Raw genomic sequence first — 26,019 nt, forward strand, 5'->3', positions numbered from 1 at the left:
GGTGAGTGCGAGCGTGGGCGACGAGCCGGAACAGCGAGATGTTCCGGCCGAAGTCGGTGGTCTCGCTCGCACCGATGCGCGTCGGGCCGCAGGGTTGTTCGTCGTCCTGGGTGTTCTGGCAGCGCTGTGCTTGGTGAGCATTTCGGTGGGCACCGAGTACATCCCGATCGGTCGGGTGTGGCACGGGCTGCTACACGCCGACGGATCCACCGAATCCGTGATCGTCCGCGAACTGCGGCTTCCGCGTACGGTTCTGGGTTTGCTCGTCGGACTCGCCCTCGGGGTCGCCGGTGCGCTGATTCAGGCGATGACGCGAAATCCGCTGGCCGACCCGGGAATTCTCGGCGTCAACGCCGGGGCCGCGTTCTTCGTCGCGATCGCCGTCGGCGTGTTCGGTTTCACCGGAATCGGCTCGTACATCTGGTTCGCGTTCGCCGGGGCGGTGTTCGCAACGATCGTGGTGTACGCGCTGGGGTCACTGGGGCGCGCCGGAGCCACTCCGATTCGCTTGACGCTCTCCGGAATTGCGCTCGGTGCGGTACTGGGCGGCGTCACCTCGGGCATGCTGCTGCTCGATCCGGATGCCTTCGACAGGATGAGGTTCTGGGGCGCGGGGTCGTTGGCCGGTCGAGGCCTGGACATCGCGTCCGAGGTTGCCCCGTTCATCGCGCTCGGAGTCTTTCTGGCGGCCCTGATCGCTCGTCCCCTCAATGCGATATCGCTCGGCGACGATCTGGCCCGGTCACTGGGAGCGAACGTGGTTCGGACGCGAATCGTCGGCGTCGTCGCTGTGACTCTGCTCGCCGGAGCCGCGACGGCGGCGGCCGGGCCCATCGGATTCGTCGGACTGATGATCCCGCACATGGTGCGTTGGATCGTCGGACCGGACCAGCGTTGGATTCTGATCTACACGGTGTTCGCGGCACCGGGATTGCTGCTGCTCTCGGACGTGGTCGGCCGCATCGTCATCAGGCCGGGGGAGCTGCAGGTCGGTATCGTCACCGCGTTCGTCGGCGCACCGGTGCTGATCGTGCTGGTTCGCCGGAAGAAGGCGAGCGGACTGTGATCGGTGAGCAACGCGGCGGCAACATCGATTTCGGCCGAAAGTTGTGGGTCGTGCGAGTGCGGGATCGAGTGGACGGCCGCATCGGCATCCGAACGGTGGGCGTCTGCGCGGCCCTGTTTGCCGTGACGGCGGTGGTCTCCATCGTCGCCGTCGGTACCGGCGACCTCTACATTCCGCCGAACGAGGTGCTCGCCGCAGTGTTCGGCGATGCGCCACGCCTGACCGAGATCGTGGTGATGGAGTGGCGGTTTCCCCGAGTGGCACTGGCCTTCCTGTTCGGTGGCGCCCTCGGTGTATCGGGCGCGGTCTTTCAATCCTTGACGCGAAATCCGTTGGGCAGCCCGGACATCATCGGGTTCGGTACCGGTTCCTACACCGGCGCGCTCGTCGTCATCCTCACTCTCGGTGGTGGCTACTACCGGACCGGAGCAGGCGCGCTCGTCGGCGGACTCGCAACGGCCGCCGTGGTCTACCTGCTCGCGTACCGGCGCGGGGTGCAGGGCTTTCGGTTGATCATCGTCGGGATCGCGGTCAGCGCCGTGCTGGCCTCCGTCAACACCTGGCTGGTGATCAGGGCCGATCTGGACGACGCCATCGCGGCCGCCGTGTGGGGTGCGGGCACCCTGAACGGGCTGGGGTGGTCGCAGGTAGGGCCTGTACTGGCAGTGTCGGTCGTCATCGCGTCGTGCTCGGCGGTGCTCTCGCGTCGGCTGCCGATGCTGGAGATGGGGGACGACGCGGCGAGGGCGCTCGGCGTGCGCGCCGAGCCGACCCGTCTGATGCTGGTGTTTCTGGGTGTCGCGTTGATCGCGATGGTCACCGCGGCCGCGGGACCCATCTCCTTCATCGCGCTCGCCGCGCCGCAGTTGGCTCGCCGCCTCACCGGCACCTCGTCGGTGGCGCTGATGCCTGCCGCGTGCATGGGAGCGCTGCTGCTGGTCGTGAGCGACGTTGTCGCGCAGCGCGTGTTCGCTCCCACCCAGCTGCCGGTGGGTGTGGTGACCGTATCGGTCGGCGGCGCATACTTCGTGTGGTTGTTGGCGCGGGAAGGCAGGAAGCAGTGACGAAGCCTCGATTGCACACCGACGAGATCACGGTCGGATACGACAGCAACGTCATCAGCGAGAACCTGACCGTCGAGATTCCCGACGGCAAGTTCACCGTCGTCGTGGGACCGAATGCCTGTGGTAAGTCGACTCTGCTGCGGGCGCTCTCGCGGCTGCTGAAGCCGACGCACGGAACCGTTCTGCTGGACGGGAAGGCGATCTCGTCGTATCCCGCGAAAGAAGTTGCCCGACGCCTCGGCCTGCTTCCGCAGACCTCCATCGCGCCCGACGGGATCTCGGTGGCCGATCTCGTTGCGCGGGGCCGTTATCCGCATCAGAAGTTGATCCGGCAGTGGTCGGCGGTGGACGAGGCTGCGGTGATCGAGGCCATGAACGCAACGGCAGTGACATCGCTGTCGGCTCGTCCGGTGGACGAACTGTCCGGCGGACAGCAGCAACGCGTCTGGGTGGCAATGGTTCTGGCGCAGCAGACACCGCTGCTGCTGTTGGACGAACCGACCACCTTTCTCGACATCGCCCACCAGATCGAACTGCTCGACCTGTTGGCCACTCTGAACCGCGAGAACGGCCGCACTCTCGTCGCCGTGCTGCACGACCTCAACCACGCCTGCCGGTACGCCGACCACATCATCGCGATGAAGGACGGCGCAGTGGTCACCGAGGGCGCGCCCGCCGACGTCGTCACCGCCGAGCTGGTCGAGGCGGTCTTCGGGCTGCCGTGCCGCATCATCGACGATCCGGAATCGCACACTCCGCTGGTGATCCCCAAGGTGGTCGGTCGCAGGCTAGGCAAGGCTTAGTTTAAAGTTGAGGGAGAACGGCCCCGAGTCGGCCCTGAGGGTTTCTCGCAGGAGTGACGTCGAGATATGTATCGAGGACGAAGATGAGTGAACAACCGCGTGGCTTCCACTACGCCGACGTCGTTGCGGTGGAACGACTCACGGTGCACATGGTGCGTGTGACCTTCGGCGGCGAGCACGTCGCCGGCTACCGCACGCTCGGGGTGCCCGACGAATGCGTCGGAGTCTATTTCCCCAGGGCAGGCGAAGTGATCCCGCCGCCGATGACCGAGGTCGACGGTCTCTGGTGGTTCCACGGTCTCGACGACGCTCCCGAAGGACGCAACTACACCATTCGCCGCCTCGACGAGGAGCGCGGTGAGCTGACCATCGACTTCTTCGCACACGAGGGCGGTGTCGCATCGACCTGGGCCCAGCAGGCCGCCCCGGGGCAGACGGTGCTGTTCACCCGCCCGCGCTCCTGGTACTCACCGCCCGCCGACGTCGAATGGCTGCTGTTGGTCGCGGACATGACCGGGTTGCCCGCACTCGGTCGTCTCGTCGAGCAGTTGCCCGCCGGAACGCGTGCGCACGCGATCGTCGAGGTGCTCGAGCGCGGCGACATCCAATCCTTCGAGACCCCCGCCGACGTGACGTTCGATTGGCGTATCGGATCCGGAAACGGCGACAGCGCAAGCGTTCTCGACGACTCGGTGCTGGCGTACCCATTGCCCGAGGGACGTGGCTACGTGTGGTTCGCCGGCGAGGCGTCGTCCTCGCGTCGGGTGCGCAAGTACTTCCGCAAGGAATTGGGCTACGACATCGCGTACTTCGACATCATCGGATATTGGCGTGCCGACTCCGAGAAGTGGCTCGAGAAGTACAAGCAGTATCAGGAGGAGGCGCTGGCGGTGTACAACGGCGTCATCGAATCCGGCCGCTCGGAGCAGGAAGCCAGCGAAGCATTCGATGCGCTGCTGGAACGTGTAGGACTGTAGGTGAGCAGAACTTCGTAGCAGGGGTCGAATTACCGCTCACGTGGGGCTGCGTCGAACTCGTAATCCGGCAGCTCGAGCGTCGCCGCGTCGGGACCGAGGAACTTGCTGGTCACGGCCTGTACAGGCTTGGATCCGGCCAGGCGCAGCACGGTGCGGAATGCAGCGACTCCTGCCGAGGTCTTCGGATGCGCGACGCGAGGCACACCGGGCGGAAGCTTCTGCGCCTGCTCGACGAACGGACGCATACGCGCCTCGAAGGCCTCGAAACCGGCGCGATGATCATTCGCCCGCGCGAGCTCGCCCGCGAGCACGTACGCCCCGGTGATCGACAACGTTGTTCCCATGCCGCTCAACGGCGTTGCGCACCACGCGGCATCGCCGAGCATGCCGATTCTGCCGTCGGACCAGCGCGGGGCCTTCACCTGCGCCAGATAGTCGACGTACAGTTCCGAGTCCGGTCCCAGCGAGTCCAGGATCCGGGGCACTTCCCAACCGACATCTGCGAATGTCGAACGCAGGGCGGCGATGACGCGTTCGGTGGACGCGCCCTCGTAGCCGCTGTCGTCGGACACCCAGGACAGGCTGAATCGCGTCGTGCCGAGGTTGTCCGGTCGTAGATTCGCCACGCGAGATCCGGGGGCGTTGTACCAGCGCCACCAGCCGTCGTCGCTCGGTCCCTTCGGCAGTACGCCGTAGGCGGTGTACAGGCCGACGGGTGTGGTCTCGGCCTCCCCGGAGAGCACCAGTTCCCTGCTGCTGGAACGTATTCCGTCGGCGAAGAGAACGAGGTCGAACCTTTCCGCTGCGCCCGTTGCGAATGTCACGTCGACTCCGTCGGCATCCTGGACCACGCCGACGACGCGATCGCCGTAGCGATACTCGGTCCGTGGTCCGGCGGATGCGACGAGGATCCGCGCGAACTCGCCGCGCAGAATCTCCAACTCCGCCGTCGGCCCGTCATGGGTTCCGTCGCCGGCCGGGAAGGCCGCGATGGTGGCGTCGGCGTCGTCGACGAATCGGGTGCCCTTCTCGGTGGTTCCGTTCGCGAGGAGGGTCGCGTCCAGGCCCATGCGCCGGAGTACCTCGCGGCCGGAGCCGCGAACGTCGATGTTCTGGCCGCCGAGTCGCAGTTGCGGTGAGCGTTCGAGGACGGTGACCTCGAAGCCGGCTCGGTCCAGCCAGAACGCCACGGTGGGACCGGCGATGCTGGCACCGGTGACGAGAACACGAGAAGTCATGGGGCGCGCATGCCCGGGCGGCCGGTCGTTCAATCCCGGAGGGAAAGTAGCTGAGCCTCACCTTTGTGGTGTACTTTCATCGAATTGTCTTCAATGTCCCGTTTTCGTCAGGAGAACCGTGTTCACCGTTCGCCGTCTGGCGCTGCTCTCGATCAGCGCAACCCTCGCCCTCGGTCTCGTCGCATGCAGCTCGGACGGCTCGTCCGACGACGGCACGTCCACCTCCGAGTCCGCCTCCGCTGAGTCTGCCCTCGTGGTGTACTCCGGCCGCGGTGAAGAGCTCGTCGACCCCCTGATCGAGCGCATCGGCGGCGGTATCGAGGTCGACTACTCCGGCAACACCAACGCCCAGGCCGCAAAGATCCTCGAAGAGGGCGACGCGACCCCGGCGGACGTCTTCTACGGACAGGACGCAGGAGCACTCGGTGCCCTCGACGAGGCGGGCGCTCTCGCACCGCTGCCCGAGGACATCCTCTCCCTGGTCCCCGAGCAGTACCGCGGTGCCGACGGCACCTGGGTCGCCACCTCCGCGCGGGCTCGTGTGCTGGCCTACAACTCCGATTCGGTGCAGGCAGCCGACCTGCCCACCGGCATCGACGGACTGCTCGACCCACGCTGGCGCGGACAGATCGGCTACGCACCGACCAACGCCTCGTTCCAGGCCTTCGTCACCGCCCTGCGCGTGCAGCGCGGCGAGGACGGTGCCCGCACCTGGCTCGAGGGATTCGTCGCCAACGAGCCCGTCGCCTTCGAGGGCAACGGCCCGCTGCTGACCGCCGTCAACGACGGACAGGTGGCCACCGGTCTGCTCAACCACTACTACTGGTACCCCTTCAAGGACGAGAACGGCGACGACGCCCCGGTCGAGCTGCACTACTTCGAGCCCGGCGACCCCGGCGCACTGATCAACGTCGCCGGTGCGGGTGTGCTGGCTGCTTCGGACAACCAGGAAGCGGCCTTCGATTTCGTGCGCGAGTTGCTCTCGACCGAATCGCAGACCTACTTCGCGAACGAGACCGCCGAATATCCCGTCATCGACGGAGTCACCTCCGACTACGACCTGCCGCCGCTGTCGGAGCTGGGCTCGACCGATCTCGATCTGGGTCGCCTCTCGTCTCTCGAGGCCACCCAGACCCTGCTGACCGACGTCGGAATCATCTAGGCAATCCTCGGTTCCGGGCTCGTGTCTGCACTCCAGCCGCTTCGGCGGCACCACTTCGGCGGTCGTCCCGTTCTCGGGACGGCCGCGTTGTGCGTGGGAGCGCTGACGCTGACACCGCTGGTGTATCTGTTCGTCCGAGCGTTCGACGGCGGCACCGAGAAGGTCCTGGGGCTGCTGTTGCGGCAACGCACACTCGACCTCGCCATCCGCACGGCAACACTGACGCTCACCGTGCTCGTTGCATCGGTCGTGGTCGGGACGCTGCTGGCGTGGTTGACCGTACGGACCGATCTACCGGGGCGACGCTTCTTCGCGATGGTCCTCGCCGCCCCGCTGGCCATCCCGTCGTACGTGTCCGGATATCTGTGGATCGCCGAGTTCCCCTCGTTGGCAGGCTTTTCCGGTGCAGCCCTGGTCCTCACGCTGTCCTGTTTCCCGCTGGTGATGCTGCCGGTGTCCGCGGCCTTCGCCACTGCGGACCCGTCGTTGGCCGAGGTCTCGCGCACCCTCGGTCGAGGCGCTGTGCGCACGGCGCTGACCGTCGAGTGCCGTCGCGTCGTTCCGGCCGCGGCGGCGGGTGCGCTGCTGGTCGCGCTGTACACCATCAGTGATTTCGGGGCGGTGGCTCTGATGCGATACGACGCCTTCACGCTCGGCATCTACAGTGCGTACCGCGGGGGACTCGATCGCACCGCGGCCGCGGTTCTCGGACTGGTCCTCGTGGTGGGCGCGTTGGTGCTCACCCTCCTCGAACGGCGTGCCCGACGCGGTGCCACGGCGAGGGTGGGATCGGGAACGGACCGGATGGCCGAGCCTGTGGTTCTGGGCCGGTGGCGCGTGCCTGCTCTGGCCGTTGTCGTTGCAGCCCTTGGTGTTTCGGTGCTGGTACCGCTTCTGGCCCTGGCGCGGTGGCTGAGTCGATCGTTGCGCTTCACCGTCGACTGGGTGGACGTGCTGGCCGTCACGGCCAAGACCGTCCAGTACTCCGCGATCGCCGCGGTGGTGGTGGCCGTGCTCGCGTTGCCGGTCGCGCTGTTCGCGGCCCGATCCACGTCGAGGGCCGCCCGCGGTGCCGAATTGTCCACCTACATCGCGCACGGACTACCGGGTATCACCGTCGGGCTCGCCACGGTCTTTCTCGGAATCAGGTTCCTGCCGTCGTTCTATCAGACGGCGGTGCTGCTGGTGCTGGCATACGTGGTGTTGTTCCTGCCGTTGGCCGTCGGCAGTACGAGAGCGGTCGTCGACGCCACTCCCGTTGTCCTCGAGGATGTCTCACGGACCCTGGGCGCGGGCCGGCTGCAGACCGACCTTCGAGTGACGATTCCGATCGCGGCTCCCGGCATCGCCGCCGGGGCCGCTCTGGTGTTCCTGACCGTCGCCAAGGAGCTACCGGCGACGCTGATGCTGCGTCCTCGGGGAGTCGACACGCTCGCGACCACGCTGTGGTCCACCACCGAGGCGTTCCGATACGGCGAGGCGGCTCCCTACGCCCTGGCCCTGATCCTGATCTCGGTGGTCCCGACCGTCGTACTGACACGGGCGCTGGGGCGCACGACGCGGAAGCGAGTAGCACTGCCATGAGCATGGTGATTTCCGGACTCGTTGCCTCGTACGGCAGTACGGCCGTGCTGCACGGGATCGACCTCGACCTCGGCGACGGCGAGATGCTTGCCGTTCTCGGCCCCTCCGGCTGCGGCAAGACGACGCTGTTGCGATCCATTGCGGGACTGCACCGCATCGACGCGGGCCGGATCACCTCGGACGGGAGGGACATCTCGGTGGCGGGGCAGATTCAGGTGCCACCGGAGAAGCGGGGAATAGGCCTGATGCCGCAGGAAGGTGGACTCTTCCCACACCTGACGGTACGACGAAACATCGAATTCGGTTTGCGTGCAGGGTTTCTGCGACCCCATCTGTCCGGTCGCGCAGAGCGCACGCGGCGGGTCGACGAGATGCTCGAGCTCGTCGGACTGCCCGACGCCGGTGGGGTCAGACCCAGCGAGCTCTCGGGCGGCCAACAGCAGCGCATCGCGTTGGCGCGGGCGCTCGCGCCTGCTCCGTCGGTGGTGCTGATGGACGAGCCGTTCGCCGCCCTCGACGCGGGGCTGCGTACCTCGATCAGGCAGGACGTGCGAGAGTTGTTGCAGTCCAGCAAGACCGCGTCGATCCTGGTCACCCACGACCGCGCCGAGGCACTCGGAACTGCCGATCGGGTCGCCGTGCTGCTGGGTGGTCGCTGCGCCCAGATCGACACCCCGCGTGAGGTGTACGAGCGACCCGCCACACCCGCGATCGCGCGCTTCGTGGGCGACGCCTACTTCGTCGACGCTGCGGCCCACGGCGGCCACGTCGACACCGTCCTCGGGCGTCTCGAATCCACCACTCGAGAGACGGGAAACGGACAGGCGTTGCTCCGGCCCGAGCAGCTGCTGGTCTCGGAGTTCGACGACGGCGCGTTCGTCGTCGAACACGAGCTTTTCACCGGCCCCGAATCCTCGGTCACCCTGCGGCACAGCGCCACCGGGCTGCGGCTTCGAGCCATCGCCCGGACCGGCGACCGACTCGCCCCCGGCACCGCCGTCGACGTCACGGTGACATCGCCGGTGCACTGGTTCGAGGGTTCGGCGGACTAGTTTTCGCAGACGCACCGGCACGACCGGCCGTGCCCGGCACGATCGCGCGCCGGACCGACGAAATGAGGGCCATGCCGACAAGCATTCGAAAGAACGCTATCGGCTCGGTTCCGCTCCACGCTTGGGCATGAACAGTGCCGCGACGGCCATCACCGCTGCCGCCGCCAGGACACCGAGAAAGACCGGATGGATGGCGTCGGACAGTTGTTCGGGGCTCGGGTCGGCGGAGATCCGTGAGTTGACGATGGCACCGAACACCGCGACTCCGACTGCGCTGCCGATGGAGCGGGCGAACATGTTGGTCGAGGTGGCGACGCCGCGCTCGGACCATTCGACGCTCGACTGAGCGGCGATGAGAGTGGGGCTGGCGATCAGACCCATACCGAGGCCGATGACGAAGCACACCGCGCCCACCTGCCACACCTGTGAACCGGCACCGAGGCCGGTGGCGAATGCCGCTCCGACGACCGCGATGGAGGCACCGATGAGCGCCGTGGTGCGGAAGCCGAACCGCAGGTACACCCGCCCGGAGAGCGATGCCGCGATGGGCCAGCCGAGTGTGAGGGTGGACAGGGCGAATCCGGCGACGATCGCGCCGGTGCCGAGCACGCCCTGCACGAACGTCGGAACGTAGGACGTCAGGCCGAGAATCAATGCCCCGACGAGCAGCGAGATGGAACTGCTGACCACCAGCACCCGACGGGTGAACACCCACAGCGGCAGGATCGGCTCCTCGACTTTGGTCTGCACCACCGCGAACGCGGCCAGCAAGGAGAATCCGGCGACGAAGATGGCGATGCTGACGGGGGAGTTCCAGGCCCAGGACTGTCCGCCCTCGAGCAGCCCGAGCAGCACCATCGCCGCACCCACCGTCAGCAGGCCTGCACCGAGGTAGTCGATCTTGGGCTTGGTGCGTTCCACGGCTCCCTCGTCGAACTTGCGCCACAGCATCACCGCGGCCAGCGCGCACAGCGGAATGTTGACGAAGAAGATCCAACGCCACGTCAGGAACTCGGAGAAGATACCGCCGAGCGCCGGGCCGAGTACCGAGGACATCGCCCATACGCTGGCGAGGTAGCCCTGCACCTTGGCGCGCTCCGCCAGGGTGTAGATGTCGCCGGCGATGGTGATGGCCATCGGCTGCACGGCACCCGCACCGAGACCCTGGACAGCACGGAAGGCGATCAGGGCGGGCATGCTCCAGGCCAGGCCGCACAGGATCGAGCCGAGCAGAAACACCGCGATGCCGAACAGCATGATCTTCTTGCGGCCGAACAGGTCGGCCAGTTTGCCGTACAGCGGCACCGATACCGCCTGCGCCAGAAGATAGATGGAGAACAGCCACGGAAACTGAGTGAACCCGCCCAGGTCGTCGACGATGGACAGCACCGCCGTGGCGATGATGGTCGAGTCGAGAGCGACCAGAGACGTGCTGAGCATCAGCGCAACCAGTATCGGTCCTCGTTCGGAGCGGAATCCGACATCCGATGTCGTGTTGTTCGTTGCCACAGCTACCAGTCTGATGCCTGCCGGCACCCCCGCGGCCACCGGCCCAGATAGTGTTGAACACCGTGCGACCATCACTGAGTAGCTACGAGCATCTGGCCGGCGGCAAGGTCCGCGATCTGTACACGATCGACGACGCGCATCTGTTGCTCGTCGCGAGCGACCGAATCTCGGCCTACGACCACATCCTCGACACCCCGATCCCGGACAAGGGACGCGTGCTGACGGCGATGAGCGTGTTCTTCTTCGAGGAGCTCGGCGGCGTCAACCACCTGGCCGGCGATCCGCTCGACGAACGCATTCCCGCCGAACTGCTCGGCCGTGCCCTGGTGGTGAAGAAGCTGAACATGGTGCCGATCGAATGCGTCGCGCGTGGGTACCTCACCGGATCCGGGTTGGCGGACTACAACGCGACCGGAGCCGTGTGCGGCGTGCAGCTTCCCCCCGGGCTCGTGGAATCCAGCAAGCTCGACCAGGCGATCTTCACGCCCGCGTCGAAGGCCGAGATCGGCGACCACGACGAGAACATCACCTTCGACCAGGCCGTCGAGCAGGTCGGTGCCGAACTCGCGTTCAAGCTGCGCGAGGACACCATCGAGATCTACACGCGCGCAGCCAACTTCGCTCTGGAGCGCGGAATCATTCTGGCCGACACCAAGTTCGAGTTCGGTACCGACGCCGACGGCAACCTGGTCCTCGCCGACGAGGTTCTCACCCCTGATTCCTCACGCTACTGGCCTGCCGATTCGTACCAGGAAGGCCGCGTCCAGCCCAGCTTCGACAAGCAGTTCGTCCGCGACTGGTTGACGGGCGAATCCGGCTGGGATCGCAGCTCCGACACTCCACCGCCACCGTTGCCGGACGACATCGTCGCCGCAACCCGCAGCCGCTACATCGAGGCCTACGAGCGCATCTCGGGTCTGAACTTCGACGATTGGGTCACGCCATGACGATCACCCCTCCCGTTGCCAAGAAGGTGCCGCACGAGCGCACCCATCACGGGGACACGTTCATCGACAACTACGAGTGGTTGCGGGCCAAGGACGATCCCGAGGTGATCGCCCACCTCGAAGCCGAGAACGCCTACACCGAGCAGCAGACGGCCGGCCTCGAGTCACTGCGAGGAAAGATCTTCGACGAGATCAAGTCGCGAACCCAGGAGACCGACCTGTCCGTGCCCACGCGCATGGGGCAGTGGTGGTACTACTCGCGCACCGTCGAGGGACAGTCCTACGGACTCCAATGCCGTTGTCCCGTCGACTCTCTCGACGACTGGACCCCGCCCACCCTGTCGTCCGACGTGGACGTCCCCGGTGAGCAGATCCTGCTCGATGCCAACGAAGAGGCGAAGGGACACGACTTCTTCTCCCTCGGCGCGTTCTCGATCAGCCTCGACGGCAACCTGCTGGCCTATTCGACCGACACCGAGGGCGACGAGCGCTACACACTGCGTTTCAAGAATCTCGAGACCGGCGAGCTGCTCGCCGACACCATCGAGAACGTCGCGCCCGGGGCCACCTGGACGGCCGACGCCACCCACGTGTTCTACCTGACGGTCGACGAATCCTGGCGTCCCGACACCGTCTGGCGGCACACCCTCGGCAAGTCCGAGGACGTCCAGGTCTTCCACGAGCCCGACGAAAGTTACTGGGTCGGATTCGGTTCCACCCGCAGCGAGAAGTACCTGATGATCTGGGTCGGCTCGAAGATCACCTCCGAGTGCCTGGTGCTGGAATCCACCGATCCCGAGGGCGAGTTCCGCGTCGTACTGCCCCGCACGGACGGCGTCGAATACAGCATCGAGCACGCCGTCGTGGCCGGTGAGGATCGATTCCTCATCACCCACAACGGCTCGGTGAACGGTTGGGGCACCGAGGGGGAGAAGGCCGAGAACTTCCTGCTCGCCGAGGCTCCGGTCTCGGACCCACTCGATCAGCGCACGCTGGTTCCGCATCGCGACGACGTCCGCGTCGAGGACATCGATGCGTTCGCCGGCCACCTGATCTTCACGTACCGACGAGAAGCCCTGACGCGCATGGCGATCTGGCCGCTGACCGACGAGGGGTACGGCGAGTACCGCGAGCTCGAATTCGACGAGGAGCTCTACTCCGTCGGCGCAGGTTCGAACCCGGAATGGGATCAGCCGCTGCTGCGGATGGTGTACACCTCATTCATCACCCCCGGCCAGGTCTACGACCTCGACATCGCCAGTGGCGAACTGCTGCTCCGCAAATCACAGCCGGTCCTGGGCAAGTTCGACGCCGGTGACTACGTGCAGCATCGTGAGTGGGCCACTGCGCCGGACGGAACTCAGGTTCCGCTGTCGGTCATCGCGCGCAAGGATGTCCCCGAGGGGCCGGCTCCCACGTTGCTCTACGGCTACGGATCGTACGAGGCGTCGATGGACCCGTCCTTCTCGGTCGCCCGGTTGTCGTTGCTCGACCGCGGCATCGTGTTCGTCGTCGCACACGTACGCGGCGGCGGCGAGATGGGTCGGCACTGGTACGACAACGGCAAGACGCTGAAGAAGAAGAACACCTTCACCGACTTCATCGCTGCCGCACAGCATCTCATCGACACCGGGCGCACCTCACCGAAGCATCTGGTCGCCGACGGCGGCAGCGCGGGCGGACTGCTCATGGGAGCGGTGGCGAACATGGCACCGGAGTTGTTCAACGGCATCCTCGCCAACGTTCCGTTCGTCGATCCGCTCACCTCCATCCTCGACCCGTCGCTCCCGCTGACGGTCATCGAATGGGACGAGTGGGGAAACCCGTTGGCCGACGAGGAGGTGTACGAGTACATGAAGTCGTACAGCCCTTACGAGAACGTCGAGGCCAAGGACTACCCGTCGATCCTGGCGATCACGTCCATCAACGACACTCGCGTCCTCTACGTCGAACCCGCCAAATGGGTTGCGGCTCTGCGTGCGACGAAGACCGGTGACTCGGACCTGCTGCTCAAGACCGAAATGAGCGCCGGACACGGCGGAGTCAGCGGACGCTACGAGAAGTGGAAAGAAGCGGCTTTCGAGTACGCGTGGATCGTGAGCGCCTCCGGCGCACGTGCATAGAAATTCGTAGCCTGCTACGAATTTCCGCTCACATGCGGCGCAGCCGCTCTAACGCCACACGTAGCGGACTTGCGGTCGCCCGGCCTTGCCGTATTCGGTGTGTCGGGTGACCAGTCCGTCGTCGGCGAGGCGCTCGAGATATCGCCACGCCGTCACTCGGGACACTCCGACGACCTTGGCGGCCTCGGATGCATTGAGTCCGTCGGCCGCTTCCTTGATGCTCGCGGTGATGCCGTCCATCGTCTGCGGGGCGATGCCCTTGGGTGTCGAGACGCGTTCGTCGGCGGTCCGCAGATGCGCCATCGCGCGGTCGATGTCGCGTTGACTCGACGCGTTCTCTCCGGCAGGCAACGCGGCATGGAATTCGCGATAGCGCTCGAGCTTGTCGCGGAACGCGGCGAACGTGAACGGCTTGAGCAGATACAGCACGATGCCGTGTGCCACGGCGGAGCGCACCACCGACAGATCCCGTTCGGAGGTGATGGCGATGACGTCGGGACTCGGGCGTAGACCGCCGAGCGCCGCCGCCACGTCGATGCCGCTCGCGTCGGGCAGACCGATGTCGAGCAACACCAGATCGACGGCCTCGGTGCTGGCGAAGCGCATGGCCGACGCTCCGGTGTGCGCCACCCCGGCCACCTCGAAGCCCGGGGTTCGCTCGACGTACGTCTTGTGCGCTTCGGCGATCAGCGGTTCGTCGTCGACGATCAGGACGCGGATCACGAGAGCGATCCCGGGATGGTGGCGACCATGACCGATCCGTACGTCACTTCCGAGGTCAAGGTGCCGCGATGGCGACCGATCACCTGAGTCACCAGGGCGAGGCCGAGACCGCGTGAGCCGGACTTGGTCGAGTAGCCGCGCCGCAGAGCAGCTTTGAGCGTTTCCGGCGGCATTCCGGGACCGCTGTCGGCGACTCGGACGACGAGTTCACCATCGGCGTCACGGACCGTCACTTCGACCCACGGCTGGTCGGATTCTTTCGAGGCATCGATGGCATTGTCTATCAGATTGCCTACCAGCGTGACCAATTCACGTGCAGTGAGCACACCCTCGTGCTCCATGGCCGTGTCGTCGGTGATCGTCAGCTCCACGCCCTGCTCGGCGGCCTGACTGACCTTGCCCAGCAGCAGTGCAGCGAGTGCAGGTTCGCTGACCGCGTTCATCAGGCGATCGATGAGAGCCTGCGACAGCTCCAGATCGGCCGTCGCGAATTCGACTGCCTCCTCGGGTCGGCCGAGCTCGACCATCGTGATGACGGTGTGCAGCCTGTTCGCCGACTCGTGAGCCTGCGAACGCAGCGACTCCGCGAAACTGCGCACCGAGTCCAATTCACCCATCAACGAACGCAATTCGGTCTGATCGCGAATCGTGAGTACGTTGCCCAGGCGTCGGCCCTCCCACATCACCGGATCCTGATTGACCACGAGCACGCGATCCTTCGTCAGATGCAGTTCACCGCGCACGATGCCGGTGTCCATCTGCTGCATCGACTCCGGCAACGAGCCGAACGAGACAGGGCCCTCGGGCAGATCGAGGAGGCGTCGGGCCTCGTCGTTGACCAACTCCGCCTCGTCGCCCCGACCGAACACCAGCAAGCCTTCACCGATGGAATGCAGAACGGCGTCGTGATGCTCGTACATCGTGCGCAGCTCCGCAGGAGCCATCCCCAGTGTCTGACGCCGGAGCCGGCGGCTGAGCAGCGTCGATCCCGCGGCGGCGACGACGAAGGCGGCGAGAACGACCCCGACGATGAGGGGTAGACCCTGGAAGAACTGGTCGCTGATCTTGGCCCTGGTCACGCCCGCCGAGACGAGGCCGACGATCTCGCCGGAGGAATCGGTGACCGGCGTGACCGAGCGGATCGACGGGCCGAGAGAACCCACGTACGTCTCGGTGAACGTCTCACCCTGCAACGCGCGATCGATGTTGCCGCTGAACGGCTTACCGATCAGGTCGACGGTGGTGTGGGTGAAACGGGTCCGATCCGGGGCCATGACCACGATGAAATCGACACCCGTGACCTGACGGATCTTCTCGGTTTCCGGCTGCAGCCGAGACGTCGGATCGTCGGACTCGATCGCAATGGGCGTCGACGGTTCGTTGGCGATACTGACCGCGATCGCCGTGACTTCGCGTCGGGTCGCGTCGTCGCTGTTGGACCGCTCGTTGAGCACCGTCAGGATGCCGCCGGCGAACACGACGACCGCCATGACGACGAGCTGGAGCACCAACACCTGGCCGGCGACGCTCAGTGGGCGCTTCGAGGACAACGCAATCCTTTCGTGCAATACATCGAACGTGAACGAAATGAACGTATAGGTGACTCCTGTCACCCGGTGCAGCAACATCATCTCTCAGCAGGGGTGATCCACCTCACTCCACTCCCAGTAGTCACGAAGTCAGCAGTTCGACTCGCGCTTCACCTGAACCAGAAGGAACATTCATGACAACCATCGATGCGGAGCGGTTCGACAATCCGCCCACCGAGCCCAAGAAGAAGCGCGACAAGACTCATTGGCTCTACATCGCCGTGATCATCGCCGTCGTCGCCGGCGTCATCGTAGGACTGACCGCCAAGGACTTCGCCGTCGAGCTCGCGGTCCTCGGCACGCTCTTCGTCAGCCTGATCAAGATGATGATCAGCCCCGTCATCTTCTGCACCATCGTCCTCGGTATCGGATCGGTTCGAGCGGCAGCCAGCGTCGGACGGGTCGGCGGCCTTGCCCTGGCCTACTTCATCACGATGTCGACCATCGCCCTCGGTATCGGCATGGTCGTCGGCAACCTGATTCAGCCCGGCGAGGGACTCAATATCGTGCCCGGCGGTGGCGATGAGTACGCCAAAACCGCAGAGGGTGCAGGCGGAACCATGGACTTCATCGCCGGCATCATCCCCGAGAGTCTGCTGTCGTCGCTGACCGCCGGATCCGTCCTGCAGACGCTGTTCGTCGCCATCCTCGTCGGCTTCGCGCTGCAGGCCATGGGCAAGAGCGGCGAGGGCATCCTCAAGGGCATCGGTTCGGTGCAGAAGCTCGTCTTCCGCATCCTGACCATGATCCTGTGGCTCGCCCCGATCGGTGCCTTCGGTGCCATTGCCGGTGTTGTCGGCAAGACCGGGTTCGACGCCGTCATCCAGCTCGGCACCCTGATGCTCGCCTTCTACATCACCTGCTTCATCTTTGTCTTCTTCTTCCTCGGACTGATCCTGCGCTTCGTCTCCGGCTTCTCGATCTTCAAGCTGGTCAAGTACCTGGCCCGTGAGTACCTGCTCATCGTCGCCACGTCGTCCTCCGAGTCGGCCCTGCCGCGTCTGATCGCCAAGATGGAGCACGTAGGAGTCGAGCGCACCACCGTCGGCATCGTCGTCCCCACCGGATACTCGTTCAACCTCGACGGCACCGCGATCTACCTGACGATGGCCTCGATCTTCATCGCCGACGCCATGAACATGCCGCTCTCGATCGGCGAGCAGTTCTCGCTGCTGCTCTTCATGATCATCGCCTCCAAGGGCGCAGCCGGCGTCTCCGGAGCCGGTCTGGCCACCTTGGCCGGTGGCTTGCAGAGCCATCGCCCCGAACTGCTCGACGGAGTCGGCCTGATCGTCGGAATCGACCGCTTCATGTCCGAGGCCCGTGCGCTGACGAACTTCTCGGGTAACGCCGTCGCCACCCTGCTGGTCGGCACCTGGACCAAGACCATCGACAAGGACCGGGTCAACACGGTGCTCGACGGCGGCCTTCCGTTCGACGAGGAGACCATGGTCGACGACCACCTCCCCGAGGACGACCGGCCTGCAGACAAGCAGGTCATCATCGAAAAGCACGCCGCCAAGGCGTAGTGCCTGCCGGGCGCCGCGCATCCCCCCGTCGCCCGGTTCGGAAAACCGAGAACGACCCCGCCACCAGCGGGGTCGTTCTTGTTTTCCACGTCGGTTCCCGTTCTCGGCGTACTCACAGGTAAGTTCGGATGATGACTGAAGTTCAGAACATCGGCATCAACACGCTGGGCGGTGCGCCCACCTCGCTCGACGAGTACGCCGGACGGGCCGTGCTCGTGGTCAATGTCGCGTCCAAGTGTGGACTGACCCCGCAGTACGAAAAGCTCGAGAAGCTCGCCAACGATTACTCCTCTCGTGGCCTGTCGGTCGTCGGAGTGCCCTGCAACCAGTTCGGTGGCCAGGAGCCCGGCACGGCAGAAGAGATCGAAACCTTCTGCTCCACCACCTACGGCATCACGTTCGCGATGACCGAGAAGGTCGACGTCAACGGTGACAATCAGCACCCGTTGTACGCCGAACTGACCAAGACCGAAGACGCCGAAGGCAAGGCCGGAGACGTCCAGTGGAACTTCGAGAAGTTCCTGATCTCGCCCGACGGCGTCGTCACCAACCGTTTCCGTCCGCGCACCGAGCCGGACGCCCCCGAGGTGCTCGCAGCGATCGACAAGATCCTGCCGAAGGAAACGATGACCGTTTAGCTTCTGTCTGCATCGACTTCGAGTCTCGTTCACGCTGGTGTGCGAGGCTCGAGTCATGTCTGGACGTCTGATCGTGTCGGTGAGCGGTATCAAGAACGACACCTACGAGCACGCCGCCGAGTTCGCGCGGATCCTCGACGGACGAGGCGTTCCGCTCTCACTGCTCGTCGCGCCTCGGTTGAAGGACAAATACCGTCTCGCAGCGGACGTGCCCACCCAGGAATGGTTGCGGGCGCGACGCGACGGCGGCGACGCGATCGTTCTGCACGGCTACGACCAGGCCGCGACGAAGCGTCGACGCTCCGAGTTCTCCGCACTGCCGCGTCACGAAGCCCGACTTCGACTGATGGCCGCCGACCGCGTCATGGAACAGACCGGCCTGCGCACCCGGGTGTTCGCCGCTCCCCGCTGGATCGCTTCACCCGGCGCCGTGGAAGCACTGCCCGACGCGGGATTCCGAACGTTGGCTGCGCTCAACGGTATTCACGACCTCGACCGGGACGATGTCGTCCGCGCCCGAGTCTGGGGAATCGGCGAAGGATTCAAAGCCGAACCCTGGTGGTTTAAAGCACTGGTACTCGGCGCAGGCCGCACCGCCCGCCGCGACGGAGTGGTACGCCTGGCCATCAGCGCCAAGCAACTCGGACGACCCGGACCGCGCCAGGCAATCCTGGACGCCATCGACCTCTCCCTGCACCACGGAGCCGAGGCCGGGGTCTACGAATGGACCCCACGCACCAAATCCCGCGTGGCCTAGCGGACCGTTTCGCTCGCTTCGCTCGCTCTCGCGTCAATGGACCATTGCACTCCCCAGACGTATGCAATGCGACATTCACGCGCACGGGGTTGTGGCGTGAATGGCACTTTGCAGCGCCCAGACGTATGCAACGGTCCATTGACGCGAACGGGGTGGGCGCGGTCGTAGACTCGCAACAATGAGTGTCTCGACTGTGACCCTGGACGACATCGTCGCCGCGCATCGTATTCTGCGCGATCGCAATCCGCTGGTGCAGTGTCTGACCAACACCGTGTCGGTGCAGTTCGTCGCGAACGCGCTGTTGGCCGCAGGGGCCGCTCCGGCGATGGTGGACAACCCCGAGGAAGCGGCCGGATTCGCCGAGATCGCCGATGCAGTGCTGGTCAACCTCGGAACTCCGACGGCGGCGCAGGTGGAGAGTTCTCGGCTGGCGTCGGCCGCGGCGAGGGCAGCGGGGAAGCCGTGGGTGCTCGATCCGGTGGGAGCGGGCGGTCTGCCGTGGCGAACCCAGGTGGCCGTGGAGCTGCTTGCCAACCGGCCCAGCGTCATTCGCGCAAATGCGTCGGAAGTCATGGGACTGGCGGGCGCTGACGGCGGATCGCGCGGGGTGGATTCGTCTGCAGCCGTGGCAGATTCGGTCGAAGCGGCCCGGTCGCTGCTCGATCGAGTGGACGTGGTGGCTGCATCGGGGGAGATCGATCACATCCTCGGCCCCGGCGGCCTGGTGAAGGTGGGCGGCGGAAGTGCACTGCTGCAGCGAGTTACGGCGACCGGGTGTGCGCTCGGTGCACTGACGGCTGCCTACTGCTCGGTGTCACCGAATGCGCTGATCGGTGCCGTCGCGGCGCACGCGCATGTCGCGGTGGCGTCGGAGATCGCGGCCCGGTCGACGTCGCGGCCGGGATCCTTCGCAGCCGCGTTCCTCGACGGACTCGACACGGTCGACGAGTCGGCAATTCGTGAATTGGTTCGGCTCGACATCGGCTGGCCTGAATGACGCGCGCTCCAGTGTGCACCTGGTGCTGCACTGTGCCGCAGTATCCGCGGGAATGTCGCGAAATGTGCGCGTAGTGGTGCGAAAAATGCAGATCGCTGCGAAGGTAACGCCCTCTTGACCGAAACGTGATGTAACGGAACATGTTTGCGGGCGGACATACCTGGCGTCGGGCAAATCGAACCAGGTGGTCTCATGAAGCGAATTCTCCTCGTCACCCTCACTGCTCTCAGCCTTGTCGCGTGCGGAAACTCGGACGAACCGAGCGCAGCGCCGGTCACTGCTGCCCCCACCACGGCGTTCACCTCGAGCGCTCAGGCCCCGGCCACCCAGCCACAGGCCCAGCAGGACGAGGGCCGGCCGATCGTCGACGCCGGGGGCGCAGAGCCGAACGGTCCGGTCGACTCGAACACCGAGGAACTACCGGAGAACAACTCCCTGCCCGACGGCGAACAGCATGCACCGGGCTCGGAGTACCCCATCTGCCTGGGGCTGGACTCCACGAGGGTGGTCGACGCGGTCGCGTCGTTGCCGGAGTACTTCCCGGGCGAGCCGTGGATCGCAACGAAAATCGGTGACGCCTGCGCGCCGTTCACCTGGGTGCGAGCCGACACCGGCGGGACCGTGTCGTCTCCGACGCACCTTCTCTTCTTCGCAGGTCACAACTACGACTACCTGGGCACAGCGACGCTCGAGCCCACCGCGTTCACCTCGGTGGTGGGCCAGACCGCCGACACCGTCACCGTGAACTACCGCTGGCCTCTCGCGAACGACGCCAACGCGAATCCGACCGGCGGCCCGGTGACGATCGACTATCGGTGGGACGGGACGCAAGTGACCATGATCGGGACCCTCCCGCCCGAGGTCATCGGCTAGATCGAGACGGAGGATTCCTCGGGTAGCTCGCGGATTTCGGCGTCGGACATCTCCTTGAAGCGGCCGTAATAGATGCCCCTGGCCTGCTCCGCAACCACGGCCTGGTGAATGGGGAAGGCTATCCGCGGCGCCACCGCACGCAGGAATTCGACGGTTTCGGACAGCTTCGACCAGGGCGCTGCCGCAGGAAGTGCGAGCACGTCGACCTGTTGTTCTGGGACGAACAGCGAGTCGCCCGGATGGAAGAGCTGGCCGGGGTTCTCCGGGGTGCCGAGCAGGTAGCCGGTGTTGTCGATCTCGGGCAGCTCGGGATGGATGACGGCGTGCGTGCCGCCGACGCCGGTAACCGTGATGCCGCCGACGGTGAAGGCCTTGCCTGCGGGAGCTGCCGCCCATCTGCCGCCGAGCTGGCCTGCGGTCATCGGATCGGCGTGCAGTGCCGCTCGCGGATTCGCCTCGACGAGTTCGGGAAGTCGCTGCAGATCAACGTGATCCGGATGCTGATGGGTGACGAGGATCGCGTCGAGTCCGGTGATGCCCTCGAACCCGTGAGAGAACGTGCCGGGATCGAACAACACGGTGGTGCCGTTGAGTTCGACGAGAACGCAGGAATGTCCGAAGTGTGTCAGCCGCATGGACTCCACAGTAAGCGCGGTTTCGCGCCTCCCGCCAGGGCTGCGTAGACTCCCACCTGCCGGTAACCAGCCGTACGTATTTCAAGGAGCGCTTTCGTGGCCCGAGTCGTTGTCGATGTCATGCCCAAGGCCGAGATTCTCGATCCGCAGGGTCAGGCGATCGCAGGAGCGCTCGGCCGTCTGGGGATCTCCGGCGTGTCCGACGTCCGCCAGGGCAAGCGCTTCGAGCTCGAGGTCGACGACACCGTCGACGACGCTGAACTCGAGAAGATCGCAGAATCACTGCTGGCCAACACCGTGATCGAGGACTGGACGGTCACTCGCGTCTCGGTGGAGCCCGCCGCATGAGCGCCCGCGTAGGGGTCATCACGTTTCCCGGGACCCTCGACGACGTCGACGCCTCGCGCGCCGTCACCCTCGCCGGTGGCGAGGCCGTCAGTCTGTGGCATGCCGATGCGGATCTGAAGAACGTCGACGCCATCGTCGTCCCCGGCGGATTCTCGTACGGCGACTACCTCCGGGCCGGTGCGATCGCTCGCTTCGCCCCCGTGATGGAGTCCGTCGTGAAGGCCGCCGAGGGTGGCATGCCGATCCTCGGCATTTGCAACGGCTTTCAGGTGCTCTGCGAAGTCGGCCTGCTCCCCGGCGCGCTGACCCGTAACGAGGGTCTGCACTTCGTCTGCCGCGATCAGTGGCTGAAGGTGGAGAACACCGACACCGCATGGTCGTCGCGCTACGAGCCCGGTGCCGAGATTCTGATCCCGGTCAAGAATGCCGAGGGCCGGTTCCAGGCACCGCAGAACGTGCTCGACGAGCTCGAGGGCGAGGGCCGGGTGGTCTTCCGTTACAGCGGCAGCAACCCGAACGGATCGCAGCGTGGGATCGCCGGGATCTCCTCGGCCAACGGTCGAGTCGTCGGCTTGATGCCGCACCCCGAACACGCAACCGAGCCGCTCACCGGACCGAGCGACGACGGCCTCGGCATCTTCTATTCGGCACTGGACACGATCGTCAACGCCTGACCCGAACGTGTCGGTGGTCGCAGTTACTGTGCCGCCATGACACTGACCTTGGGCATGATCACGTTCGACACCGCCGATCCGGAACCGCTCGCACACTGGTGGGCGGCACAAGTGGACGGAACGATCGTGGAGGAGAACGACGGTTGGTTCTACGTCGTCGCTCTCGCTGCGGCCCCGTACCGGATGGCCTTCCAGAAGATCGAGGACCCGACGCCGGGCAAGAATCGCGTCCACCTCGACATGACCACCCTTGACCTCGACGGCGAGGTCGCGCGGCTGGTCGAGGCGGGTGCACGCGAAGTTGCGCAGCACACCATGGGCGACTTTCGCTGGGTGACGCTGAGCGACCCCGACGGCAACGTGTTCTGCGTGTCCGGGTCGCACTGAGCAGTGAATGCCGGCCCGGGCATGGGTGACTCTGGTGGTGGGCGTCCTCGCCGTCGTCGGAGTCGCTCTCACCATTCGTCAGCGCACCGTCGCCGACAAACGAGCGCAGGCATGGCAGCGGATCACCTGGTGCCTCGACCACACAGTCAGCACGGACGACGCCGAAGCTGCCCTGGGGTGGGATATCTACGGGGCGGTCACAGATTCGCCACTCATAACCAGAACAGAACAGGACGTTCTCGTTGCCGTTGCCGATCGCGCCCTCCGACGCGCACTGGCGGAACCCTCTGAATGCGGGGACACTGACAATCGAGTCGATGAACTGGAGGAACCGCGATGACCACCGCCGAGGAACGCAAGATCAAAGCTGGGCGTCCGGAAGTCGCCGCGGCCGCCGCTCGCGCATCGATCGCAATCCGTGAACGCAACGGGCGTGAGGTACCTCAGTGGATTCGCGACGCCGCAGCGGGACGACCCACCGTCCCGCCGCCCGAATAGCGCGCGTCCTATCAGGACACGAGCGCCCAGCATTCCGTCTCTGGAATGCGGGGCGTTCGTCGGGAATGCCAGGCGTTCGGACCGTCGAACACAGTCATGCCGCACACTCTCGCAGCTCGGTCACAGTCGAGGCAAAGATGCCGGTGGGTTCGATCGAGATCCCGTCGAACACCTGGCAGTACTCGCCGTCTCTCCAGAAGAACACCGAGCGAGACAGTGGGCTCGGTGTATCACGACTGAACATATCCGCCAGATCGGCGAGCTCGGCTGCTGCCGTGAGCGCCATGTCGGCGTTGCGCGGCCGGTGAAAAACGAACTCGTAGGCATTGGGAACCACGAACAATACGCCGTACAGACATTCGCCGAGGTGCGCGGAGATCAGCGTGGTCATATCGGCAACCTTCGACGCGAGGTAGATCGAATCACCGCTGAGGACCTCGATGTCGATGCTGTTTCTGCTGAGAATTCGGCCGTCCTCGAACTTCAGCGCCGCGGTGTTCCTTCGTCCGGCAGCCCAGGCGGCGTTCAGGTCTCGGCCGACGAGATGCCGATCTGCCAGTGTCACAGCGCGATTCGGAGAAGACAGGTTCAGCACCCGTCGCGGTGCGCCCGGCACGTCGAGTAGTGGGACGGAATACTCGTACTCGCACTCACCCATAGCCGCCAGGGCTGACGGAGCGATGACGCGCTCGCGCAGCCTCGAGTGGAATTCGTCGTCCGACAATCCGGTGAAGAACGTGGGATCCGCCTCGCGCATCGTCTCGATCATGAGGTCGACATGGCCGGCGATGATGCCGTCCCACGCCGATCGACTCACCCCGGAGCATCGGGCGAACACATTGTTCAGTGACATGCGAACGCCCGAGCCCACCGCCAAAGTCGTCGCGTCCTCGCGGTGAACCACCACCCCGCGCTTGCGAAATGCTTCGATCGTCTTCATCCGCACGATGGCGAATGTGGTCGCGTGAACTGCGCCGTAGTCGGGCAAAGAATGAAATTTCATGACGTCGTCCCCCCGGTCGGTGTGTGCTCTCGAGGTGTTCGACGCGGCGGCTGCCACAATGGTTCCCATGTCGACTCACGCCTCCGCAACCGGTCTCTGCAACTTCGTCGACGTCTCGCCGTCCCCGTTCCACGTCTGCAACACGGTGTCGGTGCAGCTCGAGGACGCCGGATTCGTACGCCTCGAGGAGACCGACGCCTGGTCGACGGACCCGGGCCGCTACTACCTCGTTCGCGGCGGATCACTCGTCGCGTGGAGTACCGAGCACAGTAATTCGGGTCGTTCCGCAGGCTCCACTCCTGACGGCCCGTTCCGAATCGTCGGCGGACACACCGACAGCCCCAACCTTCGCGTGAAGCAACATCCAGATCTGCAATCCGCGGGCTGGCAGATGGTGGGCCTCGAACCGTACGGCGGTGCCTGGCTCAACTCCTGGCTCGATCGCGATCTGGGTATCTCCGGCCGGTTGAGTGTGCGCGACGGCAACACCGCCCGCGAGGTACTGGTGAAGGTCGACGAGCCCATTCTGCGAGTTCCGCAGCTGGCAATCCACCTGTCCGAGGATCGCAAGGGCGTCACCCTCGATCCGCAGCGACACGTCAATGCCATTTGGGGCGTAGGCAATTCACCTCAGTCGTTCATCGCCTACGTCGCCGAGCGAGAAGGCGTCGACCCGCATTCGGTACTGGGTTGGGAGTTGATGACCCACGACCTCGCACCCAGTGCCGTCGTGGGCGTCGAGTCCGAACTGGTCAGTGCGCCGCGTCTGGACAATCAAGGAACCTGCTACGCCGGAACTCAGGCTTTGCTTGCCGCAGTGGACAATCCGACCGCAGTCACGCCGGTGTTGGCACTGTTCGACCACGAGGAAGTCGGCAGTATGTCCGACCGCGGCGCGTTCTCGGATCTGCTGAACACCGTGCTCGAGCGCATCGTGCTCGGACGCGGCGGTGGGCGTGAGGAATTCCTGCGCACGATGGCCGGATCCATCTGTGCCTCGGGCGATATGGCGCACGCGACGCATCCCAACTACCCGGACCGGCACGAGCCCGCGCATCGCATCGAACTCGGTGGGGGACCGGTGCTCAAGGTCAACCAGAACTTGCGCTACGCAACGGATTCCGCGGGTGCTGGTGCGTTCGCGCTCGCCTGCGATCAGGCCGGGGTTCCCTTGCAGCGCTACGTACATCGCGCCGATCTGCCGTGCGGATCGACCATCGGACCCATCACCGCATCGCGCACCGGCCTGTCGACGGTGGACGTCGGAGCAGCTCAGCTCGCCATGCACTCGTCACGAGAATTGATGGGAGCTGCCGACGTGAAGGCATACGCCGACGCGTTGGCGGCATTCCTCGCCCCAGCCTGAGCTCGGTCGGCCAGTCGCAAACGCGCGCGCATTCGTCAGGTGCGCGCGGATTCGTGACCCGTGCGGTGGCGATTCCGCGCGCGTATTGCAAACGCGCGCGCGTTTGCGGGGGCCGAGGGGCGGAGGGTGAGGGTAGTAGCTGAATACCGCGGCGCGACCCCGTTCGGCGTTCCCCGTTCCCCGTTTCTCGTTCGGCTATCGCAAACGCGCGCGCATTCGTCGGGTGCGCGCGGATTCGTGATCCGCTCGGTGGCGATTCCGCGCGCGTCTCGCAAACGCGCGCGCATTTGCGGGGGTCGGGGGGCGGAGGGTGTGGGCGGAAGCTGAATACCGCGGCGCGACATCGTTCGGCGTTCCCCGTTTCTCGGTCGGCCAGTCGCAAACGCGCGCGCATTCGTCAGGTGCGCGCAGATTGGTGACCCGTGCGGGGGCAATTTTGCGCGCGTCTCGCAAACGCGCGCGCGTTTGCGAGACGTT

General features: G+C 65.5%; 26 protein-coding genes. 20 read left to right on the top strand and 6 right to left on the bottom strand.

What is annotated here, in order from left to right; all coding sequences use genetic code 11:
• Nucleotide 1: 1 nt before the first annotated feature.
• From CH276_RS06730 to CH276_RS06745, 4 genes are all read left to right on the top strand, one after another.
• Nucleotides 2-1,066 carry an iron chelate uptake ABC transporter family permease subunit gene (locus CH276_RS06730; RefSeq protein WP_094630650.1) on the top strand — a complete coding sequence of 355 codons (1,065 nt, stop codon included), beginning with the start codon at nt 2-4 and terminating at the stop codon, nt 1,064-1,066.
• Nucleotides 1,066-2,130, top strand: coding sequence for a FecCD family ABC transporter permease (locus CH276_RS06735; RefSeq protein WP_094630651.1), 1,065 nt, complete (start codon nt 1,066-1,068; stop codon nt 2,128-2,130). Before CH276_RS06730 ends, CH276_RS06735 begins: the two co-directional genes overlap by 1 nt.
• Nucleotides 2,127-2,933 carry an ABC transporter ATP-binding protein gene (locus tag CH276_RS06740; RefSeq protein WP_094630436.1) on the top strand — a complete coding sequence of 269 codons (807 nt, stop codon included), beginning with the start codon at nt 2,127-2,129 and terminating at the stop codon, nt 2,931-2,933. The genes CH276_RS06735 and CH276_RS06740 overlap by 4 nt, the downstream gene beginning before the upstream one ends.
• Nucleotides 2,934-3,016: 83 nt before the next feature.
• Nucleotides 3,017-3,910 carry a siderophore-interacting protein gene (locus CH276_RS06745; RefSeq protein ID WP_094630437.1) on the top strand — a complete coding sequence of 298 codons (894 nt, stop codon included), beginning with the start codon at nt 3,017-3,019 and terminating at the stop codon, nt 3,908-3,910.
• 29 nt (nt 3,911-3,939) lie between these two features.
• On the opposite strand, the gene CH276_RS06750 is transcribed toward CH276_RS06745, so the two are convergent.
• Entirely contained in the window at nt 3,940-5,148 is a 1,209-nt protein-coding gene (locus CH276_RS06750; RefSeq protein WP_094630438.1) for an FAD-dependent monooxygenase, read from the bottom strand.
• Nucleotides 5,149-5,266: 118 nt separating this feature from the next.
• Between CH276_RS06750 and CH276_RS06755 the strand changes: the two genes are divergently transcribed.
• Genes CH276_RS06755 through CH276_RS06765 form a run of 3 tightly spaced genes read left to right on the top strand, consistent with a single transcriptional unit; the run spans nt 5,267 to nt 8,946 of the window.
• A complete protein-coding gene (locus CH276_RS06755; protein ID WP_045196680.1) occupies nt 5,267-6,310 on the top strand; it encodes an iron ABC transporter substrate-binding protein in 1,044 nt (347 codons plus the stop codon).
• A 21-nt stretch (nt 6,311-6,331) separates the two neighbouring features.
• A complete protein-coding gene (locus CH276_RS06760) occupies nt 6,332-7,894 on the top strand; it encodes an ABC transporter permease (protein ID WP_369597426.1) in 1,563 nt (520 codons plus the stop codon).
• The gene (locus tag CH276_RS06765; RefSeq protein WP_094630439.1) at nt 7,891-8,946 is read left to right on the top strand and encodes an ABC transporter ATP-binding protein; all 1,056 of its coding nucleotides are present in this window, start codon (nt 7,891-7,893) and stop codon (nt 8,944-8,946) included. Before CH276_RS06760 ends, CH276_RS06765 begins: the two co-directional genes overlap by 4 nt.
• A gap of 96 nt (nt 8,947-9,042) precedes the next feature.
• Here CH276_RS06765 and CH276_RS06770 read toward each other — a convergent pair whose 3' ends face one another.
• Entirely contained in the window at nt 9,043-10,455 is a 1,413-nt protein-coding gene (locus CH276_RS06770; protein ID WP_094630653.1) for an MDR family MFS transporter, read from the bottom strand.
• 62 nt (nt 10,456-10,517) lie between these two features.
• On the opposite strand from CH276_RS06770, the gene CH276_RS06775 reads away from it, so the two are divergent.
• Nucleotides 10,518-11,402: a phosphoribosylaminoimidazolesuccinocarboxamide synthase gene (locus CH276_RS06775; protein ID WP_045200314.1), complete on the top strand. Its 885-nt coding sequence runs from the start codon at nt 10,518-10,520 to the stop codon at nt 11,400-11,402.
• On the top strand, nt 11,399-13,525 hold the full coding sequence (locus CH276_RS06780) for a S9 family peptidase (protein ID WP_094630440.1): 2,127 nt from the start codon (nt 11,399-11,401) through the stop codon (nt 13,523-13,525). Before CH276_RS06775 ends, CH276_RS06780 begins: the two co-directional genes overlap by 4 nt.
• 48 nt (nt 13,526-13,573) lie before the next feature.
• Here the strand turns inward: CH276_RS06780 and CH276_RS06785 are convergent, their stop codons facing one another.
• Nucleotides 13,574-14,248 (bottom strand): response regulator, encoded by a 675-nt coding sequence (locus tag CH276_RS06785; RefSeq protein ID WP_032395931.1) that lies wholly within the window; start codon nt 14,246-14,248, stop codon nt 13,574-13,576.
• Nucleotides 14,245-15,738 (bottom strand): sensor histidine kinase, encoded by a 1,494-nt coding sequence (locus tag CH276_RS06790; RefSeq protein ID WP_230596876.1) that lies wholly within the window; start codon nt 15,736-15,738, stop codon nt 14,245-14,247. The genes CH276_RS06785 and CH276_RS06790 overlap by 4 nt, the downstream gene beginning before the upstream one ends.
• Before the next feature lie 233 nt (nt 15,739-15,971).
• Here CH276_RS06790 and CH276_RS06795 point away from each other — a divergent pair, with 233 nt between their 5' ends.
• The 5 genes from CH276_RS06795 (at nt 15,972) to CH276_RS06815 (ending at nt 20,631) form a co-directional block, all read left to right on the top strand.
• The gene (locus tag CH276_RS06795) at nt 15,972-17,366 is read left to right on the top strand and encodes a cation:dicarboxylate symporter family transporter (protein ID WP_032395930.1); all 1,395 of its coding nucleotides are present in this window, start codon (nt 15,972-15,974) and stop codon (nt 17,364-17,366) included.
• Nucleotides 17,367-17,494: 128 nt separating this feature from the next.
• Nucleotides 17,495-18,004: a glutathione peroxidase gene (locus CH276_RS06800; RefSeq protein WP_032395929.1), complete on the top strand. Its 510-nt coding sequence runs from the start codon at nt 17,495-17,497 to the stop codon at nt 18,002-18,004.
• Between the two features lie 55 nt (nt 18,005-18,059).
• Nucleotides 18,060-18,761: a DUF2334 domain-containing protein gene (locus tag CH276_RS06805; protein WP_094630441.1), complete on the top strand. Its 702-nt coding sequence runs from the start codon at nt 18,060-18,062 to the stop codon at nt 18,759-18,761.
• 178 nt (nt 18,762-18,939) lie between these two features.
• Nucleotides 18,940-19,758, top strand: a complete 819-nt coding sequence (thiM, locus tag CH276_RS06810; protein ID WP_176459133.1) for a hydroxyethylthiazole kinase — start codon at nt 18,940-18,942, stop codon at nt 19,756-19,758.
• 192 nt (nt 19,759-19,950) lie between these two features.
• A complete protein-coding gene (locus CH276_RS06815; protein WP_094630443.1) occupies nt 19,951-20,631 on the top strand; it encodes an LppP/LprE family lipoprotein in 681 nt (226 codons plus the stop codon).
• Here CH276_RS06815 and CH276_RS06820 read toward each other — a convergent pair.
• Complete coding sequence (locus tag CH276_RS06820; protein ID WP_094630444.1) at nt 20,628-21,266, bottom strand: MBL fold metallo-hydrolase; 639 nt, start codon at nt 21,264-21,266, stop codon at nt 20,628-20,630. The two genes, CH276_RS06815 and CH276_RS06820, sit on opposite strands and share 4 nt — an antisense overlap.
• A gap of 96 nt (nt 21,267-21,362) precedes the next feature.
• Here CH276_RS06820 and purS point away from each other — a divergent pair, with 96 nt between their 5' ends.
• From purS to CH276_RS28410, 5 genes are read left to right on the top strand one after another with little or no spacing between them, the layout of a single operon-like run.
• The gene (gene purS / locus CH276_RS06825; RefSeq protein WP_032395924.1) at nt 21,363-21,614 is read left to right on the top strand and encodes a phosphoribosylformylglycinamidine synthase subunit PurS; all 252 of its coding nucleotides are present in this window, start codon (nt 21,363-21,365) and stop codon (nt 21,612-21,614) included.
• The gene (purQ, locus tag CH276_RS06830; protein ID WP_094630445.1) at nt 21,611-22,288 is read left to right on the top strand and encodes a phosphoribosylformylglycinamidine synthase subunit PurQ; all 678 of its coding nucleotides are present in this window, start codon (nt 21,611-21,613) and stop codon (nt 22,286-22,288) included. Before purS ends, purQ begins: the two co-directional genes overlap by 4 nt.
• A 36-nt stretch (nt 22,289-22,324) precedes the next feature.
• Nucleotides 22,325-22,675, top strand: coding sequence for a VOC family protein (locus CH276_RS06835; protein WP_094630446.1), 351 nt, complete (start codon nt 22,325-22,327; stop codon nt 22,673-22,675).
• Between the two features lie 7 nt (nt 22,676-22,682).
• Nucleotides 22,683-23,015 carry a hypothetical protein gene (locus CH276_RS06840; protein WP_094630447.1) on the top strand — a complete coding sequence of 111 codons (333 nt, stop codon included), beginning with the start codon at nt 22,683-22,685 and terminating at the stop codon, nt 23,013-23,015.
• Entirely contained in the window at nt 23,012-23,173 is a 162-nt protein-coding gene (locus CH276_RS28410) for a hypothetical protein (protein ID WP_155290807.1), read from the top strand. Before CH276_RS06840 ends, CH276_RS28410 begins: the two co-directional genes overlap by 4 nt.
• A gap of 94 nt (nt 23,174-23,267) precedes the next feature.
• Here the strand turns inward: CH276_RS28410 and CH276_RS06845 are convergent, their stop codons facing one another.
• On the bottom strand, nt 23,268-24,176 hold the full coding sequence (locus tag CH276_RS06845; RefSeq protein ID WP_176459134.1) for a hypothetical protein: 909 nt from the start codon (nt 24,174-24,176) through the stop codon (nt 23,268-23,270).
• A gap of 58 nt (nt 24,177-24,234) precedes the next feature.
• On the opposite strand from CH276_RS06845, the gene CH276_RS06850 reads away from it, so the two are divergent.
• Entirely contained in the window at nt 24,235-25,542 is a 1,308-nt protein-coding gene (locus CH276_RS06850) for a M18 family aminopeptidase (RefSeq protein WP_094630448.1), read from the top strand.
• Nucleotides 25,543-26,019 lie beyond the last annotated feature (477 nt).

The sequence above is a fragment of the Rhodococcus sp. 06-470-2 genome (genome assembly GCF_002258235.1).
GTDB lineage: Bacteria > Actinomycetota > Actinomycetes > Mycobacteriales > Mycobacteriaceae > Rhodococcoides.

What these genes read in the sequence shown, in the direction of transcription:
- CH276_RS06815 (WP_094630443.1), top strand. Translation starts at nt 19,951, where the DNA reads ATGAAGCGAATTCTCCTCGTCACCCTCACTGCTCTCAGCCTTGTCGCG.
- CH276_RS06780 (WP_094630440.1), top strand. Translation starts at nt 11,399, where the DNA reads ATGACGATCACCCCTCCCGTTGCCAAGAAGGTGCCGCACGAGCGCACC.
- thiM (WP_176459133.1), top strand. Translation starts at nt 18,940, where the DNA reads ATGAGTGTCTCGACTGTGACCCTGGACGACATCGTCGCCGCGCATCGT.
- CH276_RS06850 (WP_094630448.1), top strand. Translation starts at nt 24,235, where the DNA reads ATGGTTCCCATGTCGACTCACGCCTCCGCAACCGGTCTCTGCAACTTC.
- CH276_RS06835 (WP_094630446.1), top strand. Translation starts at nt 22,325, where the DNA reads ATGACACTGACCTTGGGCATGATCACGTTCGACACCGCCGATCCGGAA.
- CH276_RS06750 (WP_094630438.1), bottom strand. Translation starts at nt 5,148, where the DNA reads ATGACTTCTCGTGTTCTCGTCACCGGTGCCAGCATCGCCGGTCCCACC.
- CH276_RS06840 (WP_094630447.1), top strand. Translation starts at nt 22,683, where the DNA reads ATGCCGGCCCGGGCATGGGTGACTCTGGTGGTGGGCGTCCTCGCCGTC.
- CH276_RS06820 (WP_094630444.1), bottom strand. Translation starts at nt 21,266, where the DNA reads ATGCGGCTGACACACTTCGGACATTCCTGCGTTCTCGTCGAACTCAAC.
- CH276_RS06765 (WP_094630439.1), top strand. Translation starts at nt 7,891, where the DNA reads ATGAGCATGGTGATTTCCGGACTCGTTGCCTCGTACGGCAGTACGGCC.
- CH276_RS06745 (WP_094630437.1), top strand. Translation starts at nt 3,017, where the DNA reads ATGAGTGAACAACCGCGTGGCTTCCACTACGCCGACGTCGTTGCGGTG.
- CH276_RS06845 (WP_176459134.1), bottom strand. Translation starts at nt 24,176, where the DNA reads ATGAAATTTCATTCTTTGCCCGACTACGGCGCAGTTCACGCGACCACA.
- CH276_RS28410 (WP_155290807.1), top strand. Translation starts at nt 23,012, where the DNA reads ATGACCACCGCCGAGGAACGCAAGATCAAAGCTGGGCGTCCGGAAGTC.
- CH276_RS06805 (WP_094630441.1), top strand. Translation starts at nt 18,060, where the DNA reads ATGTCTGGACGTCTGATCGTGTCGGTGAGCGGTATCAAGAACGACACC.
- purQ (WP_094630445.1), top strand. Translation starts at nt 21,611, where the DNA reads ATGAGCGCCCGCGTAGGGGTCATCACGTTTCCCGGGACCCTCGACGAC.
- CH276_RS06800 (WP_032395929.1), top strand. Translation starts at nt 17,495, where the DNA reads ATGATGACTGAAGTTCAGAACATCGGCATCAACACGCTGGGCGGTGCG.
- CH276_RS06790 (WP_230596876.1), bottom strand. Translation starts at nt 15,738, where the DNA reads ATGGCGGTCGTCGTGTTCGCCGGCGGCATCCTGACGGTGCTCAACGAG.
- CH276_RS06795 (WP_032395930.1), top strand. Translation starts at nt 15,972, where the DNA reads ATGACAACCATCGATGCGGAGCGGTTCGACAATCCGCCCACCGAGCCC.